Origin of the sequence: Gordonia oleivorans (genome assembly GCF_040044975.1) — a bacterium.
GTDB lineage: Bacteria > Actinomycetota > Actinomycetes > Mycobacteriales > Mycobacteriaceae > Gordonia > Gordonia oleivorans.
In genome coordinates this window covers 1-16,380 of record NZ_JBDZDI010000016.1, presented here as the reverse complement: position 1 = coordinate 16,380, position 16,380 = coordinate 1, and the positions used below count along the sequence as shown (strand labels likewise).

Genomic DNA, 16,380 nt, shown 5'->3' with positions numbered 1-16,380 from the left:
GCCCCGGCCGTCGCACGGTCGCGACGTGACGGCGCGAAACTTACCGAGGAGTAGATAACTCGGCAACCGACGACCCGTTCGCACCATCACCGAGATCTGCGCAGGTCAGAGGCCAGAAACCACCATCCTCACCACCTGAGAGCCACATAAGTGTGATGAGACTAACAGAACCATTCGTCTCACGGGGTCGTCCTCGGATCACACCGGCACTTCGCCACCCCGTCGGACGCACTGAACGATGCCGCCTTACGGATTCGCGACGAGAGGTGATCCGGTCACTCCACGATGACCACATGCAGGGTCCGTGGGCCATGCACACCCTCGACCCGGTCCAACTCGATGTCGCTGGTCGCACTCGGCCCGCTGATCCAGGTCTGCGGCCGACCGGCAGCACCGTCGGCAATCAGTCGGGCGACCGCCTCGGGTACGTCGGTGACGGTCTGGGCCGCATCGACGATGCACACATGCACGTCGGGCACCAGCGATACCGCTCTCCGCCCCTGGCCCGCACCGTGATCGAGGACGATGGTGCCGGTGTTGGCGATACCGACGGCGGCGGTGGTCACCACCGCCCCGATCCGATCCAACTCGGCCGGCGAGAGCTCGTCGTCGTCGCGCCACGCGATGTCGATGGCCAGCCGCTCGCGCAGATCGTCATCGGCCAGGACCGATCCACCCACCCCGTCCAGCGCACGAGCCACGGTGGCCGACAACGCATCTGCGGGTACCCGCTCGACGACGGCCCGATAGTCGGCGACCCGCTCGGCGAACCGTTCGACGGAATCGAGATCGCCCGTGGACACCGCCGCGCCGTAGCCCCAGTCGATCTCGTCGCGCCGCTGCTCCTCGTCGACGTCGGCGATCGCGCGCCGCACCCGGCCCAGGATGTCCTCGCGCGCACTCATTCCCGACCCGCCTCGCCGGTGTCACCGGTTCCGTTGGCCTCACCAGTTCCGTTGGCACAGTTCGCTTTCCACCAGTCCCGGAAGGATTCGGCGGGCGGGACGGGTACGTCGCGGGCCGAACTCCAGCCCGACAACGGCCAGGGCAGCGCGCCGATCGAGGTGCGCTTGCCGAAGAACCGGTGACTCGTCGTCGCCGCCTTCTGGGCCGCTTCGAGTCGCCGGTGATCGGCGAAGGTCCACGCCATCGCCTTCATCGCGGCGGCCTCGGCGCTCGGCAGTCCGCCACGCTTCTCGTCGACGACCCGGGTGCGTAAGTGCACCAGGATGTCCGGGATGTCGATGCGGACCGGGCAGACGTCGAAGCAGGCACCGCACAGGCTCGACGCGAAGGGCAGCGACTGATCGACCTTCGACGAGGTGCCACGCAGTTGTGGGGTGAGGATCGCCCCGATCGGCCCCGGGTACACCGACCCGTAGGCGTGTCCACCTGCCCGCTCATACACCGGGCAGACGTTGAGGCATGCCGAACATCGGATGCAGCGCAACGCATCTCGTCCCACCTCGTCGGCCAGGACGTCGGTGCGGTGATTGTCGAGCAGCACGATGTGCACGTTCTGGGGTCCGTCGCCGGGGGTGACACCGGTCCAGATGGAGGTGTAGGGATTCTCCCGCTCACCGGTACTCGAGCGCGGGAGCACCTGGAGGAAGACCTCGAGATCGGCCCAGGTCGGCAGGATCTTCTCGATACCCACCACGGAGATCAGCGTCTCCGGCAGGGTCAGACACATCCGGCCGTTGCCCTCGGATTCGACGACGACGAGGCTGCCGGTGTCGGCGACCGCGAAGTTCGCGCCGCTGATCCCGACCTTGGCGCGCAGGAACTTCTCCCGCAGATGCAGGCGGGCCGCCTCCGCGAGCCGTTTGGGATCGTCGGTGAGGTCGGCCGGGGCCGGCCGCCCGACCTCCTTCATCCGGCGCAGGAAGATCTCACGCACCTCACTGCGGTTGCGATGGATGGCCGGCACCAGGATGTGACTGGGCCAGTCGTCGCCGAGTTGCACGATGAGTTCGGCGAGATCGGTTTCCCACGCGTCGATTCCGGCGTCGGCGAGGGCCTCGTTGAGTTCGATCTCCTGGGTCGCCATGGACTTGACCTTGACCACCTCGTCGGCGCCGGTGTCGCGGACCAGGTCGACGATGATGCGGTTGGCCTCCTCGGCGTCACGGGCCCAGTGCACGACGGCGCCCGCGGCGGTGGCCTTCTCCTCGAATTCGATCAGGTAGGAGTCGAGGTTGCGCAGCGCACGGTTCTTGATCGCCTCGGCGGCCAGCCGCAACTGTTCCCAGTTGTCGAGTTCGCCGACGACGCCCGCCCGCTTCTCGCGGATGATCCCGGTGGCGTGGGCCAGATTTCGGCGCTGCGTGGTGTTGGCGAGTTCGGTGCGCGCCGCCGCCGGGAACTTCGGCATCCCGACGAACGTGCGGGTCACCCCGACATGCGGATGCTGCGCCGGGCGGGTGTGCGGGGTGGTCGTACTCATGCCGGCTCCCGATCGGTCGAGGCGAGCACCTCGGCGAGATGCATCATGCGGATGCCCGCGCGTTCCCGGTTGAGCAGCCCGCCGATGTGGGCGAGGCACGAATTGTCGCCGGCGACAAGCACTTCGGCGTGGGTCTCCTTGACGTGCGCGGACTTGTCCGATCCCATGGCCACCGAGGTGTCGGCGTTCTTCATCGCGAACGTGCCGCCGAAGCCGCAACACTGTTCGGCGGCAGGCAGTTCCACCAGATCGATGCCGCCGACCGCGCGAAGCAGTTGCAGCGGCTTGTCGCCGACCCGCAGCATCCTCAGCGAATGACATGTCGGGTGGTAGGTGACCCGGTGCGGGAAGTAGGCGCCGACGTCGGTGACGCCGAGGACGTCGACGAGGAACTCGCTGAGTTCGTACACCTTCGGCGCGTACTCGGCGACCGCCGAGATCAACTCGGGATCACCCGAGCGCTTGGCGAGATCGGGATGCTGGTGGCGCACCGACCCGATGCACGACGCCGACGGCGCCACCACCGCGTCGTATCCGCCGAAGACGTCGGCGAACTGCCGGACACCGGGGATGGCCTCGTCGGCGTAGCCGGTGTTGGTGAACATCTGCCCGCAGCAGGTCTGCTCGACGGGGAACTCGACACTCACCCCGAGTCGCTCGAGCAGCAGGACCGTGGCACGCGGCGTGCCCGGCCACATCGTGTCGTTGAAGCAGGTGGCCAGCAGCGCGACCCTCATGGGGCGGGCACCGGCGTCATGAGGCGGATCGGGCACGGCGACTGGTGACCGTACGGTGCGTCGGGCAGGTTCATGAGAACTCCGTATCGTGGGCCGGCGAACGGGGCTGAGGTGATCGGACCACCCGTGGTCCGATCACCACGACCGTACGCCCGTTGGGGCCCGGCGGCGGCCGTTGCGGAATCGGGAGGGTGACGGCGACCCGGGCGCGACGCCACACGATTCGGCGTGGCCGAGGAGACTTCGCCGTTCGCCGGGACAAACAGCGGCCCCTGATGCATAGTTGACCGAACGATCAGTTGACCGCTCGGTCAACTCGGACGGACAGTGGTCCGCGACGCAGACGCGGACGGCCTGAATCGGGGGGATTCGGATGCGTCGGATGACGTTCGACCAGCGCCGCGCCGAACTGATCGACGCCGCGATCCGGGTGATCGCGCGCGACGGTCTGGCCGCGGCGACGACCCGCGCCATCGTCGGTGAGGCGGGGATGCCGCAGGGCTCGCTGTTCTACATCTTCTCCTCCCGCGACGCGCTGATCAGCGCGGTGATCGAGGAGATCACCACCACCGAACGCCGCGGCGCGTTGCTCGGCGTCGAGATGTCCGGACCCGATCGCGGCCTCCGGGAGGTCCTGGCCGCGGCGATGGACGCCTACCTGCGTCTGCTGGAACGCAACCCGGACCGCGAACTGGCCCTGCTCGAGGTGGCGGCGCACGCGATGCGGCACGATCCGCCGGCCGCACACCGCCAGTGGCAGACCTACCGGGCCACCGTCGCCGAGGCCTTGTCCTTCATCGCCGACACCATGTCGATGCGGTGGACGCTGCCCCTCACCGACCTGGCACACATGGTGACGTCCGCTCTCGACGGACTGACGTTGTCCTGGCTGACCGACCGCGACGGTGACGCAGCGCGGCGTCACATCCATGTGCTGGCCGGTACCTTCGCAGCACTCGCGGTATCCGAGCACGACCCGGTCGAGGCGACCGGCGCATCACCACAGGGGGAAACAGTATGACCGAACAGTTCTCACACGCCGACCGGGACCGTCCCGGCGTCACCCGGCGCGGATTCCTCGGCGGTGCCGCGGCCGCCGGCGCAAGCGCCATCGGGCTGGCCGCCACCTCCGTCACCGGCGCCAGTGCCGCGCACGCCGCACCGTCGGGTGGCGGGTATCTCGTCGGCGCCGGCCGGGGCGACGTCACCGGCGTCATCGCCGGTCAGGGCATGATGGGCTACTCCGACCTCGAGCAGGTGGCAACCGGTCTGCTGCAACGGGTGTGGGCTCGCGCCTACATCATCGCCGACGCGGCAACCGGCAAGCGGGTGGTGTTCGTCAACGCCGACCTCGCCATCATCTTCGAATCCCACCGCGTGGGCGTGATGAAGGAACTGCGCAAGCGGTTCGGCTCCACCTACACCGACGAGAACGTCAACCTCAACGCCACCCACAACCACAACTCGTGTGGCGGAACCGCCTGGGACTACGCGTATGTCCTTGCCGCGCTGGGCCATCGGGAGAACTCGTATCGCGCCGAGATCGACGGGATCGTCGACGCCATCGTCGCCGCACACCACTCACTGGCGCCGGGCACACTCGAGATCGGGCACAGCGAACTGCACAATGCCAGCGCCAACCGCTCGCTGGATGCGTTCACGAACAACCCGGCACCGGACAAGAATCACTTTCCCGAACACATCGACCCGCAGGTGACTGCCCTTCGACTTCGTCAGGGTGGCAACGTCATCGGCGAGATCACCTGGTTCGCCACGCACGGTACGTCCCTGACCGACGCCAACACCCTGATCTCCACCGACAACAAGGGTTACGCCTCCTATCTGGCCGAGAACCGCACTCCCGGTGTGGTGGCGTCCTTCCCGCAGACCAACGCCGGCGACATGACGCCCAACCTGTGGCTGCGCAAGATGAATCCGGGTGGACCGACCAATGATCGACGGGCCAACTGCGCAATCATCGGCGAACGGCAGTTCCAGGCCGGGCAACGCGCCCTCGGTTCGGCCCGAACCCTCAGCGGTGGAATAGATTACGCCTACCGATTCATCAACATGGCCGATGTGCACATCGACGGCCACTACACCCCGGACGGTCGTGCGGCCCGGACGTCGCCGGCGATCATGGGCGCCGGGGCCGCAGCGACCAGCACCGAGGACAACACCCGTAGTCAGCTGAGCTTCCTGCACGAGGGCATGGTGTTGCCGTTCGCGCGGGCACTCGGCATCGACACGAATGTCACGCCACCGGACTGGGCGCAGCAGATCCAGGCACCCAAGTTAGACCTCTTCCCGCTCGGCTATCTGCCGCCGCGACCCTGGATCCAGGAGACCCTGCCGATCCAGCTGATCCGCATCGGCGACCTCGTGCTGGCCGCCGGGCCGGCCGAGTTCACCATCGTTGCCGGTCTGCGCATCCGCCGGATCGTCGCCGACGCCCTGCGCGTCCCCCTGGAAAATGTGCTGCTGCAGGGATATTCGAATGGCTACAGCCAGTATGTGACCACTCCGGAGGAGTACCTCTCCCAGCAGTACGAGGGTGGCGAAACCCTCTTCGGCCGCTTCACCCTGTGCGCCTACATGCAGGAGTTCGACCGGCTCGCCCGCGCGATGGCCGCCGGTCGCACCCTCGGCCCCGGTCCGCGTCCGGCCGACACCAGTGGCCTGCAACCCGACCTGCTCGGCGGCGTACCCGCAGACACCCCGGTGCGCGGCACGGCCTTCGGTGCCGTCACCGCCGCACCGAAGTCGACATATACGGCGGGACAGACGATGTCGGTGACCTTCTCCGGGGCCCATCCCCGCAACAAGGTGCATCGCACCCGCGCCGACGGCAGCCGCCCCACCGACGGGTACTACGTCATCGAGCGCTTCGACGGTGGCCGCTGGGTGACCGCCGAGGACGACAACAACTGGAACAGCGAACTGAACTGGGCCCGGCCGGCCGGGGACGACTCGGCGTCGACCGTGACGATCGTCTGGCGAATCCCGCAGGGTACCAGCGGACGTCACCGTATCCGGTACTTCGGTGATGCGAAAACTGCTGCCGGGCAGATGAAATCGTTCGTGGGAGTCAGTCCGGCCTTCGAGGTGGGCTGAGCAGCTGGTCGACCCGGAAGTCGATGAGGGTGCGCATCCGCAACGCGGTGCTGCTGCGTTGCACACCCTCGATGCCGAGGATGACCCCGGCCACCCGATACAGGTCGTCGGCGTCGCGTGCCACCACCTGGATCAGCAGATCGGTGTCGCCGGTCAGGCCGTGCACTTCGATCACCTCGGGGATCCGGGCGAGCGCGGTGGACACCTGCGCGAGTTGGCGCTGCGTCACCTCGGTGAAGACGTAGGCGCTGATCGGGTATCCGAGGGATTCGGGGTCGATACGCCGATCGAATCCCCGCAGTGCCTCGGCCTCGTCCCATCGCGCCATCCGTGCCTGGACGGTGTTGCGTGAGAGGCCGGTCAGTTCGGCGAGCGCGCTCGTCGTCGCACGCGGCGCCCGGATCAGCGCCCGCAGGATACCCCGATCGGTGCCGTCGAACCGGAATACCTTGGGCACTCTGATCACCTCGCATCACCGCTGACGTCATCCGGTTGGCATTTTGCACAATCCCCCTCGAAACTCTGACACAAAGGCGGCGGCCGACGCCAGACTGTGGATCATTCTGCATCACCGGGAGGAACAGGCGATGACCACCAGTTCGGCGCCGGACACCGACGTCACATGCGAGCGCGACGACGTCCTCGAGGAGATCGCAGCGCGCGTGCTGTGGACCTCGACGGCCATCGTCCATCACGCCAACCGGATTCGGCCCAACCCGTCGGGGCTCAAAGTGGGCGGCCATCAGGCGTCGTGCGCCTCGATGGTGTCGATCATGACCGAACTGTGGTTCGAGCAGCTCCGCTCCGGCGATCGGGTGTCGGTGAAACCGCATGCCGCACCGGTGCTGCACGCCATCAATTACCTGCTGGGCGACCTCGAGGCCGAGTACCTCACCCGGCTGCGGGAGTTCGGTGGTCTGCAGAGCTACCCGAGCCGGACCAAAGATCCAGACACCGTGGACTATTCGACGGGGTCGGTCGGTATCGGTGCCACCGCACCCATCTGGGGTGCCATCGCCCGCCGGTATGTGACGACCGCCTTCGGCACCGGCGGAACAGGCCGGCAGTACTCCCTGGTCGGTGATGCCGAACTCGACGAAGGCGCGGTCTGGGAGGCGATCCTCGACTCGTCGGTGGCCGAACTCGGTGAGATCGTATGGATCGTCGACATGAACCGGCAGTCGCTCGATCGTGTGGTCCCCAACATCGCCGTCCCGCGTCTGGAGGCGATGTTTGCCGCAGCCGGCTGGCAGGTGATCACCGTGCGGTGGGGTCGACTGCTCGAGGACCTCTTCGATCGTCGGGGCGGGGATGCGTTGCGCGCACGGATCACCGCGATGTCCAACCCGGAGTATCAACGCCTGTTGCGGTGTGACGTCGGCGAACTGCGGTCCCGGTTGCCCGGCGACGGGCCCCGCGCGTCCGAGATCGCCGCGCTGATCGCCGATCTCGACGACGCGACCGTCCACGCGGCGATCCGCAACCTCGGCGGTCACGACCTGTCGGCGTTGCGCGCGGCGTTCGCCGCGATCGACGACAGCCGCCCCACCGTCATCATCGCCTACACGGTGAAGGGATATGGCCTTCCCACCCAAGGACATCCGCAGAATCATTCGTCGCTGCTGACCGTCGAACAGTTCGACGAGCTGGGAGCGCGGATGGGTGAGGATCCGGCGCAGCCGTGGCATCGGTTCGCCGCGGACTCCGCCGCGGGCCGGCTCTGCGCGGCGACCGCGGAACACCTGCGCCGGGAACCCATCCCGCGGCCCCCGACGTTCACGGTGCCCGCCGACATCGGCCGCACCCCGCCGGCGGTGTCGACCACCCAGGCGGCGCTGGGGCGCACGTTGTTGGATCTGACCCGGCAGGCCCCCGACGTGGCGAAGCGGGTGATCACCGTCAGCCCCGACGTGAGTTCGTCGACCAACCTCGCCGGCTGGCTGAACAAGGTCGGGGTGTGGTCACCCACCGAGCGTCGCGACTGGTTCGACGACGACCGCGAGACCCTGATGCATTGGCGAGAACGTCCCACCGGCCGGCACATGGAACTCGGCATCGCCGAAACCAACCTCGTCGGGTTGATCGGTGAACTCGGCGCCACCTGGAGCCGGTGGGGTGAGCCACTGCTGCCCATCGGCGTGCTGTACGACCCGTTCGTCGAACGGGCGCTGGAACCGTGGTCGTACGGCATCTACGCGGGCGGCCAGTCGATCCTGGTCGGCACCCCGGCGGGGGTCACGCTGGCACCCGAAGGTGGTGCACACCAATCGATCACGACCCCGTCGATCGGCCTGGAACAACCCGGATGTGTCAGCTACGAACCGGCTTTCGCCGTCGACGTCGAATGGACGCTGCTCGATTGCCTGGCGCACCTGGGCCGTCCGGGCGGACGCTCGGCGTATCTGCGGTTGTCCACCCGGCCGGTGGAGCAGGCCCTCGCCGATGTGCCGGCCGACCCATCCGCCCGCGAACGTCGCAGACGCCAGGTGGTCGCCGGCGGATATACCTTGCGACACAACGAGAATCCAGCGGTGACGCTGGTCGCCGTCGGCGCGATGGTCACCGACGCGCTGACCGCCGCGGATCGCCTGGCGCAGATGGACATCGCCTGCGACGTCGTGGTGATCACCAGTCCGGGAAAGATTTTCGAGGCTCTCCGGTCACGCCGCGGGCAGGGTGACGCACCGACGTGGATTCTCGATCAGATCTTCCCGGCCGACCGCGCGACACCGATGGTGACCGTCCTCGACGGTCATCCGCACACCTTGGCATTCCTTCCCACGATCAATCGGGTCGCCTCGATCGCGTTGGGCGTCAGCCAGTTCGGGCAGTCCGGAGCCCTCGACGACGTCTACCGGCTGCACGGCATCGACGCGGACGCGATGGTGCGGGCGGTGCTGGACCTGATCGCCTGAGCCGCTCAGGCCTGTTCGGGCTCCGTGTCGCGTTCGGTGGCGTACCGTCGCATCGCCTCACGTTCCTTGTGCGCATTCGGATAGAACAGGAACACCACCAGCGCACCGAATCCGACGATCACGATGGCCGCCGCGTAGGCGCGGGTGTCGCCGGTGACGAATGCGTCGCGGGCCGCGGAGATGATCTGCTTCTCGTACTGCGGATAACGTTGCGCCAGATCGGCTGCGCTGGCGAAGGACTTGGTGAGCGCGGTCTGCGTCTGCGAGGTCACCTGCTCGGCGTTCGGTGAGCCCTGGATACTCTCGGTCAGCGCCTTGGCATATCCGGCGGTGAGGATGGCACCGAGGATGGATTGCATGATGGCACCACCGAGGTCGCGTTGCAGGTCGGAGGTGCTCGACGCCATGCCGGCCCGCGACACCGGCACCGAACCGGTCAGCGAATGCGACGCCGGCGTACCCGCGAAACCCACACCGGCCCCGATCAGGACGTAGGCCGCGATCACCGACCACATCGAGGCGGTGTCACCCCACAGGGTCAGCGAGATCAGCAATCCGCCGATGATGAACCCGTAACCGATGAGCAGAGTGAATCGGGATCCGATGGACTCCACCAGCTTCGCCGACTGCGGCGCGACGACGATCATCGCCGCGGCGGCGGGCAGGGCGAGGGCACCGGCCGCCAGCGTCGAGTAGCCGAGGACGTTCTGCAGGTACTGCTGACCGATGAACATCGCACCCATCAGGGTGCCGAAGACGACGATGCCACCGACCGCGGCGACCCAGAATGTCGGGCGTTTGGCGATGCGGAAATCGTAGAGCGGCACCTTGATTCGCAGTTGTCGCCATACGAAGACCAGAGCGGTGATGGCGGCGACTGCCGCGAGGGTCCACACCGCCGTCGTCATGTCGCCCATCGGGGCGAAGTTGATGGCCAGCACGGTGGCGCCGACGAACACGATCGAGAGCACACCACCGAGGTTGTCGACGGCGACGGCCTGATCACCCCCGTCACGGGGCACCAGGAACCACGCCGAGGCGAGGGCCACCACCGCCAGCGGCAGGGTGACGAGGAAGACCGAATGCCAATCGAACTTCTCCAGCAACGCACCGGACAGGACCGGTCCGGTCGCCGAGATCGCCCCACCGAGCGCCGACCAGGCGGCGATGGCCTTGGTGCGGCGGGCCCCGGTCCACAACGCGGTGATGATCGCCAGCGTCGTCGGATAGGCCAGGCCGGCGGAGATGCCGCCGAGGACACGGGCGCAGAACAGGACGTTGGGGTCGGTCGCGAAACCGGCGATCAACGATGCCGGCAAGGTCAGCACCATGCCGTAGATCAGCAGCCGTTTGCGACCGAACCGGTCGCCGAGGACACCGAAGTACAGCACGGATGCGGCCAGACCGAGCGAGTAGCCCACCGCGATCAGGTTCAGCTGGGTGGAACTGGCGTCGAGTGCCTTGCCGATGTCCGGCAACGCCACATTGGCCACCGCCAGATTGATGTTGGCGACACCGGCGACGAGGATCAACGCCGTCAGCACGAGTCCTGCGCGGTCGGGGGCCGTCCCCTCGTCTTTCACGGTCACATCGGTCGAGGTCACTCGTCCACTCTACGATGCCCCGGCGGTCCCGGGGACGCATCACCGCAGGTCGGGCACAAACTCATCCGGGCGGTATGACCGCCGTCGGGTTCTCGCCCGTCGCGTTCTATCGGTGGGTGAACTTCGGCTCACGCTTCTCGACGAAGGCCGCCATTCCCTCGGTCTGATCGTCGGTGGCGAAGGTCGAGTAGAACAATGCCCGCTCGGCGCGGACTCCCTCGGTGAGGCTCGACTCGAAGGCGCGGTTGACCGCATCCTTGGCCAGTGCGGTGGCGATGGCCGACTTGGCGGCGATGGTCGCGGCGACCTCGAGTGCGGTGTCGAGTGCCTCCTCGGTGGGCACGACGCGGCTGACCAGCCCGAGGCGTTCGGCCTCGTCGACCTTCATCTGCCGGCCGGTCAGCACCATGTCCATCGCCTTGGCCTTGCCGACGGCGCGGGTCAGGCGCTGCGAGCCACCGATACCGGGGATGACACCGAGGTTGATCTCCGGTTGCCCGAAGACCGCGTTCTCGCCAGCGATGATGGTGTCGCACAACATCGCCAGTTCGCAACCACCGCCGAGGGCGTATCCGGTGACGGCGGCGATGATCGGGGTGCGCAGCCGCGACAGTTCGTCCCACGCGCCGAAGAAGGATTCGCTCACGACGTCGGCGTAGGTCTTCGACGACATCTCCTTGATGTCGGCGCCGGCGGCGAATGCCTTCGTCGATCCGGTGATCACGATCGCGCCGACGTCCGGGTCCTTGTCGAAAGCGGTTGCGGCGGCGACCACTTCGGTCATCAGTTCGGTGTTGAGCGCGTTGAGCGCCTTGGGCCGGTTCAGGGTGATGATGCCGACGCGGTCGCGGCGCTCGATGAGAATGGTCTGGGGTTCGGGGTTCTGCGTCATGGGGTGGTTCCTCGGTGATCGGGTCGGGTGGCTCGGGGCGGGTGGCTCGGGGCGTCAGGGACGGACGCTTGGGCCGGATGGTGCCGTCAGGCGTCGGCGGTGTCGAAGGTCAATTCCAGGTCGTCGGGCAGCGGCCGCAGGAAGTCGGCGACGAGGGCGTCGGTGACCTGATCGGCCGGTTGCCAGCTCGGGTTGCGGTCCTTGTCGACGACCTGGGCACGGATGCCCTCGGCGAGGTCCTTGTGCAGCAGCGAACGCAGCGACACGCGGTATTCGCGGCGCAGCGAGTCGGCCAGCGTGGACGTGGTTTCCGCGTCGCGCAGCGAGGCGAGGGTGACCGCCAGTGCGAGTGGGCTCTTGCCGGCGATCCGATCGGCGGTCGCGGTGGCGAACTCGGTTCCGACGGCGCGGCAGTTGCCCACGATCTCGGCGACGGAATCGGCGGCGAAGGCGTCGGCGATCCATGCGCGCTGCTCGAGGAGCGGGGCCTCCGGTGGCGTCACCGTGTACTCGGCGAGGGCATCGGCCACCGCCCGGTCGGCGAGTGCCGCGACGAAGTCGTCGAGGCGGTCGGCGGGAATGTAGTGGTCGGCCAGGCCGAGCGCGATGGCTTCGGCGCCATTGACGGGGGCGGCGGTGAGCGCGAGGTAGGTGCCGAGGTGATCGGGCACTCGGGCGAGCAGGTGGGTGCCGCCGACGTCGGGGACGAATCCGATGCCGACCTCGGGCATCGCGAGGCGGGTGCGGTCGGTGACGACGCGGGTGTTGCCGTGGGCGGAGATGCCCACGCCGCCGCCCATCACGATGCCGTCCATCAGTGCGATGTAGGGCTTGGGGTAGTCGGCGATGAGGTCGTTGAGCCGGTACTCGTCGTGCCAGAAGCGCCCTGACGGGCTGTCGGCGGCGTCGTGATCGGTGTGCTCACCGTCGCTGAGGGCGGCGCCGTCGCGGTGGATCGCGATGATGTCGCCGCCGGCACACAGGCCGCGCTCCCCCGCGCCGCGGATGACGACGGCGGTGACCGCGTCGTCGATCTCCCAGTCCCGGAGCGTCGCCTCGACCACCAGGTCCATCTCGTGGTCGAGCGCATTGATCGATTTCGGCCGGTTCAGGGTGATGATCCCCACCTGGCCGCGACGCTCGGTGAGGACCGAGGGTGGCGCCGCCTGCAGGTTCGGCGACTCCTGATTCGCTTCCGTCATGAACAGCCTCCTGGTGCGCGTGGACTCCCGCTTGGGCATCCCATTTAGTTGGATATCCTAGTTTCTTGTTCGGCACAACCCCGCGCCGGGTCCTGGTCGGTATTGCGGGACGTCTCCGTGGACGTCTACAGCCGTTCGGCGAGCCGACGCGCAGCCAATTGGACCGCTTCCCAGACGGTCGCGAACGGCGGTGCGTAGGCGAGGTCCATCTCGGCGAGGTCGTCGACGCTCATCGCGCCCCAGAGCGCGGCCGCGATGGTGTCGATGCGTTTGCCCGAGGCCTGCCCGCCGACGATCTGACCGCCGAGGAGGCGTCCGTTGTGGCGGTCGGCGATGATGTCGATCGCGATCGGTGAGCTCTCGTTCATGTATCCGCTGGCCGTCGACGAGTCGGTGATCAGCGAGACCGGATCGAATCCGGCGGCCGCGGCGTGACGGGTGGACAGTCCGGTGCGGGCGATCTCGAGGTAGGCGCTCCCGGCCCGGAATCGGGTGATCGCGGTACCGAGGGCACCGGCGAAACGTTCATTGCCGCCGACGATGTTGTATCCGCACACCCGTCCCTGCTTGTTGGCGTGCGTACCCAACGGCAGGAATGCCGGCCGTCCCGTCATCCGGTCGGTGACCTCGCTGCAGTCACCGGCCGCCCAGACACCGTGGCCGAGGTATTGGTGATCGTCGGTGCGGTAGCCGCCGAACTCCCCGACCGGCAATCCGGCCTCCGCGCCGAGGGTGGTGGCCGGGCGGACCCCCAATCCCAGCATCACCACGTCGGCGTCGAGTGTCCTGCCGTCGCGGGTGGTGAGTCGTTTGGTGCCGTCGGTCAGCAGCTCGGCGGATGCGATGATGTCGCCGGTGACGAGTTCGACCCCTGCTTCTCGGAGGGTGTCCGCGATGCGATCGCTCATCTCCGGGTCCAATGAGCTCATGACGGTGCTACGTGTGATCAGCGTTGTGGCACAGCCACGTTCGAGGAGTGCTTCGGCCATCTCGATTCCGATGTAGCCGCCACCGACGACGAGGCCACGACGACCTTCCCCGGCAGCCGTCGGGCCGAGGAGATCGAGCCAGTAGCGCGCATCATCGAGTGTCTTGGCGGCCTGCACGCCGGGGAGGAGCTCACCGTCGGCGTCGCGCGCCCAGTCGGGGATGATGGGTTGTGCTCCGGTTGCCAGCACGAGGGTGTCGAAACCGATGCTGTCCGGATGGCTTTCGCCGGTGAGGGCATCACCGATCGAGATGTCGACCTGTCGGGCGGTCAGGTCGATCCGCTCGGCGGTGACACCCATCCGTAGGTCCACACCCATGGCGCGATGCTGCTCGGGGCTGCGTGCACTGAGTTCGTCCTCGGAACCCACCAGTCCGGCAACGAGATACGGTATTCCGCACGCGGAGTAGGAGGTGTCCTGGGTTCGTTCGAGCGCGATCACCTCGATGTCACGGCCCGCTGCCCTGGCACTACGGAGTGCCTGGTGTGCGGCGCTCATGCCGGCGGCATCGGCGCCGATCACCACGATGCGTTCAGTCGTCACTCTGCGTCGCCTTCCGGTTGGTTGCCTTCTTTGTCGGCCGCCGAGGCGGCACTGCCTCGTGGAGACTCCCTGCCCGGGAGACCGGTGACCGCTTCCCGAAGGTGATCCTCGATGGCGGAGACTGCTTTTCGCGGGCGTGGTCGCGTCAGCGATTCGTAGACCCGCGCGGCGCGCACCCCTTTGAGTTCGAGCGGGACGACGCCGGGGTGGCGAGCGGCGAATCGTGGCATCAGGGCGATGCCGTGGTCGGCGGCGACGAGGGCCTCTATCGTGGTGAAGTCGAGCATCCGTTGTGTCACTCGCGGTGCGACACCGGTGAGGGCCGAAATCGACAGCAGGACATCGTCAACGGGGAAACCGCCTTCGACGCTGATCCAGTCGCGGTCGGCGAGGTCGGTCACGTCGATGGTGCGTCGGTGTGCCAAATCCGAACTGCCGGAAACGATCACATCGAGTGGTTCACGCATCAGCTCGGCGACATGGACACGAGGGTCGGTCACCGCGGGCATCCGCTCGTCGCGGTGCGTGACGACGATGTCGAAGTCGGCCAGGGCCGGTGGGGCTTCGGGATATCCGACGTCGAGATGAAACGCGGTGACGTCTATCCCGGACTCGGCGGCCTTGTCGAGCACCGCCGGAAGCAGCAGGGATGCACCGGAGGGGAACATCGCGAGTCGCACCATGGAGTGCCCGGAACTGTAGGAGGCCATCTCCTCCTGGGCGCGGTCGACGGCGGCGATGACCTCGTCGGCCCGCAACACCAGCGCCTGCCCGGCAGGGGTGAGGCGGATGCGCCGTCCGTCGGGCTCGAGGAGCTCCACCCCGGCTTCACCGGCAAGCACCTTGAGCTGCTGGGACACCGCCGACGGCGTCATGTGCATCGCCTCGGCCACCGCCCCGATGGATCCGCGGTCGGCGAACTCACGCAGCAAGCGCAGCCGACGGATCTCCATGGGGCCGATCCTAGTGCGCGCTCGTCGTCTGACGTCGCGCCCCCGGAGGGATGAGGTGTCGATGCGCTGCGCACCACCGAGGAGATGGCCGTCGAGCGTGGCGACACCTGTCGCCGGCATTTCTGATTCTCTATCGAATTGTCAAGGTACCGATGCGGTCCCGGCGGGGCCGGGTGCGGGTTGGTTGGTCTGGTGTCTATCGGTGGGCCAAGGATCGTAGGTCAGTCATTGCCCTCGGAGCAGTTCTCGCGTTGGTCGGTCGAGCACCCATCCGCCGGCCGAGTCCTTACCCCGCGGGCCGAGCCCCTATCTCGTCGGTCGAGCCCCGTTGCCCGCCGGTCGAGCCGGTGAGGAGCGCTAGCGACGAGCCGTGTCGAGACCTCGTTGAAGGCTGGAACCGAATCCTCATGCCGCACCCGGCAATCCATCCAACGTCATGGTCCTGCGGTGATAGGATCGCAACCATCGTCGTTGTGGGTCAACACTTTCCGGTGGGATCAACCAGGGGTGGTGGTCGGCTCCCATGATGACGTCCCATCCGTTATGGTGGACGTCGTCATGACAGGACGAACAGAGCAAAGCGCCGTTCTCCAAACAGGTTTCGCCGCCGTCAATCCAGTGGGCGATGTGGTGGGCCTGGGTCCGTGAGGGCGGTGCGCCGCACTTGATGCAGCCTTTGTCGCGGTGCGCCAGGGCGCGTCGTTGGGCCCGGTTGAAGAGTCGGATGGTGCGTCCGAGTGACAGTGGTACTTCGTCTTTGCTGACGATCATGACGCCGACGGTGGCGTCGCAGCAGAGTTTTCGGGCGGTGGCTTCGGTGACCGATCCCATGAACTGCAGGGATGCCAATGAGGGTGTGCCAGTGGGGATGGTGAGGTTGACCAGTTCGGTGGGCATGCGCGGTCCGTCGTCGCTGTGTTCGCCTGCGGCGGCGCGGGCGGCGGTGTCGAGGATGACCTCGAGGGCGTCGGCACGCATCTGACCT

The 16,380-nt window shown here is 67.4% G+C and carries 13 protein-coding genes; 3 read left to right on the top strand and 10 right to left on the bottom strand.

Annotated elements, in window-relative coordinates:
* Window positions 1-275: 275 nt before the first annotated feature.
* The 3 genes from ABLE92_RS19085 to ABLE92_RS19075 are packed head-to-tail and all read right to left on the bottom strand — an operon-like array spanning window position 276 to window position 3,183.
* Window positions 276-905, bottom strand: a complete 630-nt coding sequence (locus ABLE92_RS19085) for a LutC/YkgG family protein (protein ID WP_348806355.1) — start codon at window positions 903-905, stop codon at window positions 276-278.
* Window positions 902-2,446, bottom strand: a complete 1,545-nt coding sequence (locus tag ABLE92_RS19080; protein ID WP_348806354.1) for a LutB/LldF family L-lactate oxidation iron-sulfur protein — start codon at window positions 2,444-2,446, stop codon at window positions 902-904. The genes ABLE92_RS19085 and ABLE92_RS19080 overlap by 4 nt, the downstream gene beginning before the upstream one ends.
* Complete coding sequence (locus ABLE92_RS19075) at window positions 2,443-3,183, bottom strand: (Fe-S)-binding protein (RefSeq protein WP_348806353.1); 741 nt, start codon at window positions 3,181-3,183, stop codon at window positions 2,443-2,445. Before ABLE92_RS19075 ends, ABLE92_RS19080 begins: the two co-directional genes overlap by 4 nt.
* A gap of 382 nt (window positions 3,184-3,565) precedes the next feature.
* Between ABLE92_RS19075 and ABLE92_RS19070 the strand changes: the two genes are divergently transcribed.
* Together ABLE92_RS19070 and ABLE92_RS19065 are read left to right on the top strand one after the other, a co-directional pair.
* Entirely contained in the window at window positions 3,566-4,204 is a 639-nt protein-coding gene (locus ABLE92_RS19070) for a TetR/AcrR family transcriptional regulator (protein ID WP_348806352.1), read from the top strand.
* On the top strand, window positions 4,201-6,297 hold the full coding sequence (locus ABLE92_RS19065; RefSeq protein ID WP_348806351.1) for a neutral/alkaline ceramidase: 2,097 nt from the start codon (window positions 4,201-4,203) through the stop codon (window positions 6,295-6,297). Before ABLE92_RS19070 ends, ABLE92_RS19065 begins: the two co-directional genes overlap by 4 nt.
* Here ABLE92_RS19065 and ABLE92_RS19060 read toward each other — a convergent pair.
* Entirely contained in the window at window positions 6,272-6,754 is a 483-nt protein-coding gene (locus ABLE92_RS19060; RefSeq protein WP_348806350.1) for an Lrp/AsnC family transcriptional regulator, read from the bottom strand. The genes ABLE92_RS19065 and ABLE92_RS19060 overlap by 26 nt on opposite strands.
* Window positions 6,755-6,884: 130 nt before the next feature.
* Here ABLE92_RS19060 and ABLE92_RS19055 point away from each other — a divergent pair, with 130 nt between their 5' ends.
* Window positions 6,885-9,212: a thiamine pyrophosphate-binding protein gene (locus ABLE92_RS19055; protein ID WP_348806348.1), complete on the top strand. Its 2,328-nt coding sequence runs from the start codon at window positions 6,885-6,887 to the stop codon at window positions 9,210-9,212.
* A gap of 5 nt (window positions 9,213-9,217) precedes the next feature.
* On the opposite strand, the gene ABLE92_RS19050 is transcribed toward ABLE92_RS19055, so the two are convergent.
* The 6 genes from ABLE92_RS19050 to ABLE92_RS19025 all read right to left on the bottom strand — a co-directional run.
* The gene (locus ABLE92_RS19050) at window positions 9,218-10,801 is read right to left on the bottom strand and encodes an MFS transporter (protein ID WP_496560826.1); all 1,584 of its coding nucleotides are present in this window, start codon (window positions 10,799-10,801) and stop codon (window positions 9,218-9,220) included.
* Window positions 10,802-10,922: 121 nt separating this feature from the next.
* A complete protein-coding gene (locus ABLE92_RS19045; protein ID WP_348806346.1) occupies window positions 10,923-11,708 on the bottom strand; it encodes an enoyl-CoA hydratase in 786 nt (261 codons plus the stop codon).
* A gap of 86 nt (window positions 11,709-11,794) precedes the next feature.
* Window positions 11,795-12,910 carry an enoyl-CoA hydratase/isomerase family protein gene (locus ABLE92_RS19040; RefSeq protein ID WP_348806345.1) on the bottom strand — a complete coding sequence of 372 codons (1,116 nt, stop codon included), beginning with the start codon at window positions 12,908-12,910 and terminating at the stop codon, window positions 11,795-11,797.
* A gap of 125 nt (window positions 12,911-13,035) precedes the next feature.
* Window positions 13,036-14,442, bottom strand: a complete 1,407-nt coding sequence (locus ABLE92_RS19035; RefSeq protein WP_348806344.1) for an FAD-dependent oxidoreductase — start codon at window positions 14,440-14,442, stop codon at window positions 13,036-13,038.
* Window positions 14,439-15,395, bottom strand: a complete 957-nt coding sequence (locus ABLE92_RS19030; RefSeq protein WP_348806343.1) for a LysR family transcriptional regulator — start codon at window positions 15,393-15,395, stop codon at window positions 14,439-14,441. Before ABLE92_RS19030 ends, ABLE92_RS19035 begins: the two co-directional genes overlap by 4 nt.
* 405 nt (window positions 15,396-15,800) lie before the next feature.
* Window positions 15,801-16,380: HNH endonuclease (locus tag ABLE92_RS19025; RefSeq protein ID WP_348806342.1), on the bottom strand; the 580-nt coding region annotated here is incomplete at its 5' end.

What these genes read in the sequence shown, in the direction of transcription:
- ABLE92_RS19085 (WP_348806355.1), bottom strand. Translation starts at nt 905, where the DNA reads ATGAGTGCGCGCGAGGACATCCTGGGCCGGGTGCGGCGCGCGATCGCC.
- ABLE92_RS19080 (WP_348806354.1), bottom strand. Translation starts at nt 2,446, where the DNA reads ATGAGTACGACCACCCCGCACACCCGCCCGGCGCAGCATCCGCATGTC.
- ABLE92_RS19075 (WP_348806353.1), bottom strand. Translation starts at nt 3,183, where the DNA reads ATGAGGGTCGCGCTGCTGGCCACCTGCTTCAACGACACGATGTGGCCG.
- ABLE92_RS19070 (WP_348806352.1), top strand. Translation starts at nt 3,566, where the DNA reads ATGACGTTCGACCAGCGCCGCGCCGAACTGATCGACGCCGCGATCCGG.
- ABLE92_RS19065 (WP_348806351.1), top strand. Translation starts at nt 4,201, where the DNA reads ATGACCGAACAGTTCTCACACGCCGACCGGGACCGTCCCGGCGTCACC.
- ABLE92_RS19055 (WP_348806348.1), top strand. Translation starts at nt 6,885, where the DNA reads ATGACCACCAGTTCGGCGCCGGACACCGACGTCACATGCGAGCGCGAC.
- ABLE92_RS19045 (WP_348806346.1), bottom strand. Translation starts at nt 11,708, where the DNA reads ATGACGCAGAACCCCGAACCCCAGACCATTCTCATCGAGCGCCGCGAC.
- ABLE92_RS19040 (WP_348806345.1), bottom strand. Translation starts at nt 12,910, where the DNA reads ATGACGGAAGCGAATCAGGAGTCGCCGAACCTGCAGGCGGCGCCACCC.
- ABLE92_RS19030 (WP_348806343.1), bottom strand. Translation starts at nt 15,395, where the DNA reads ATGGAGATCCGTCGGCTGCGCTTGCTGCGTGAGTTCGCCGACCGCGGA.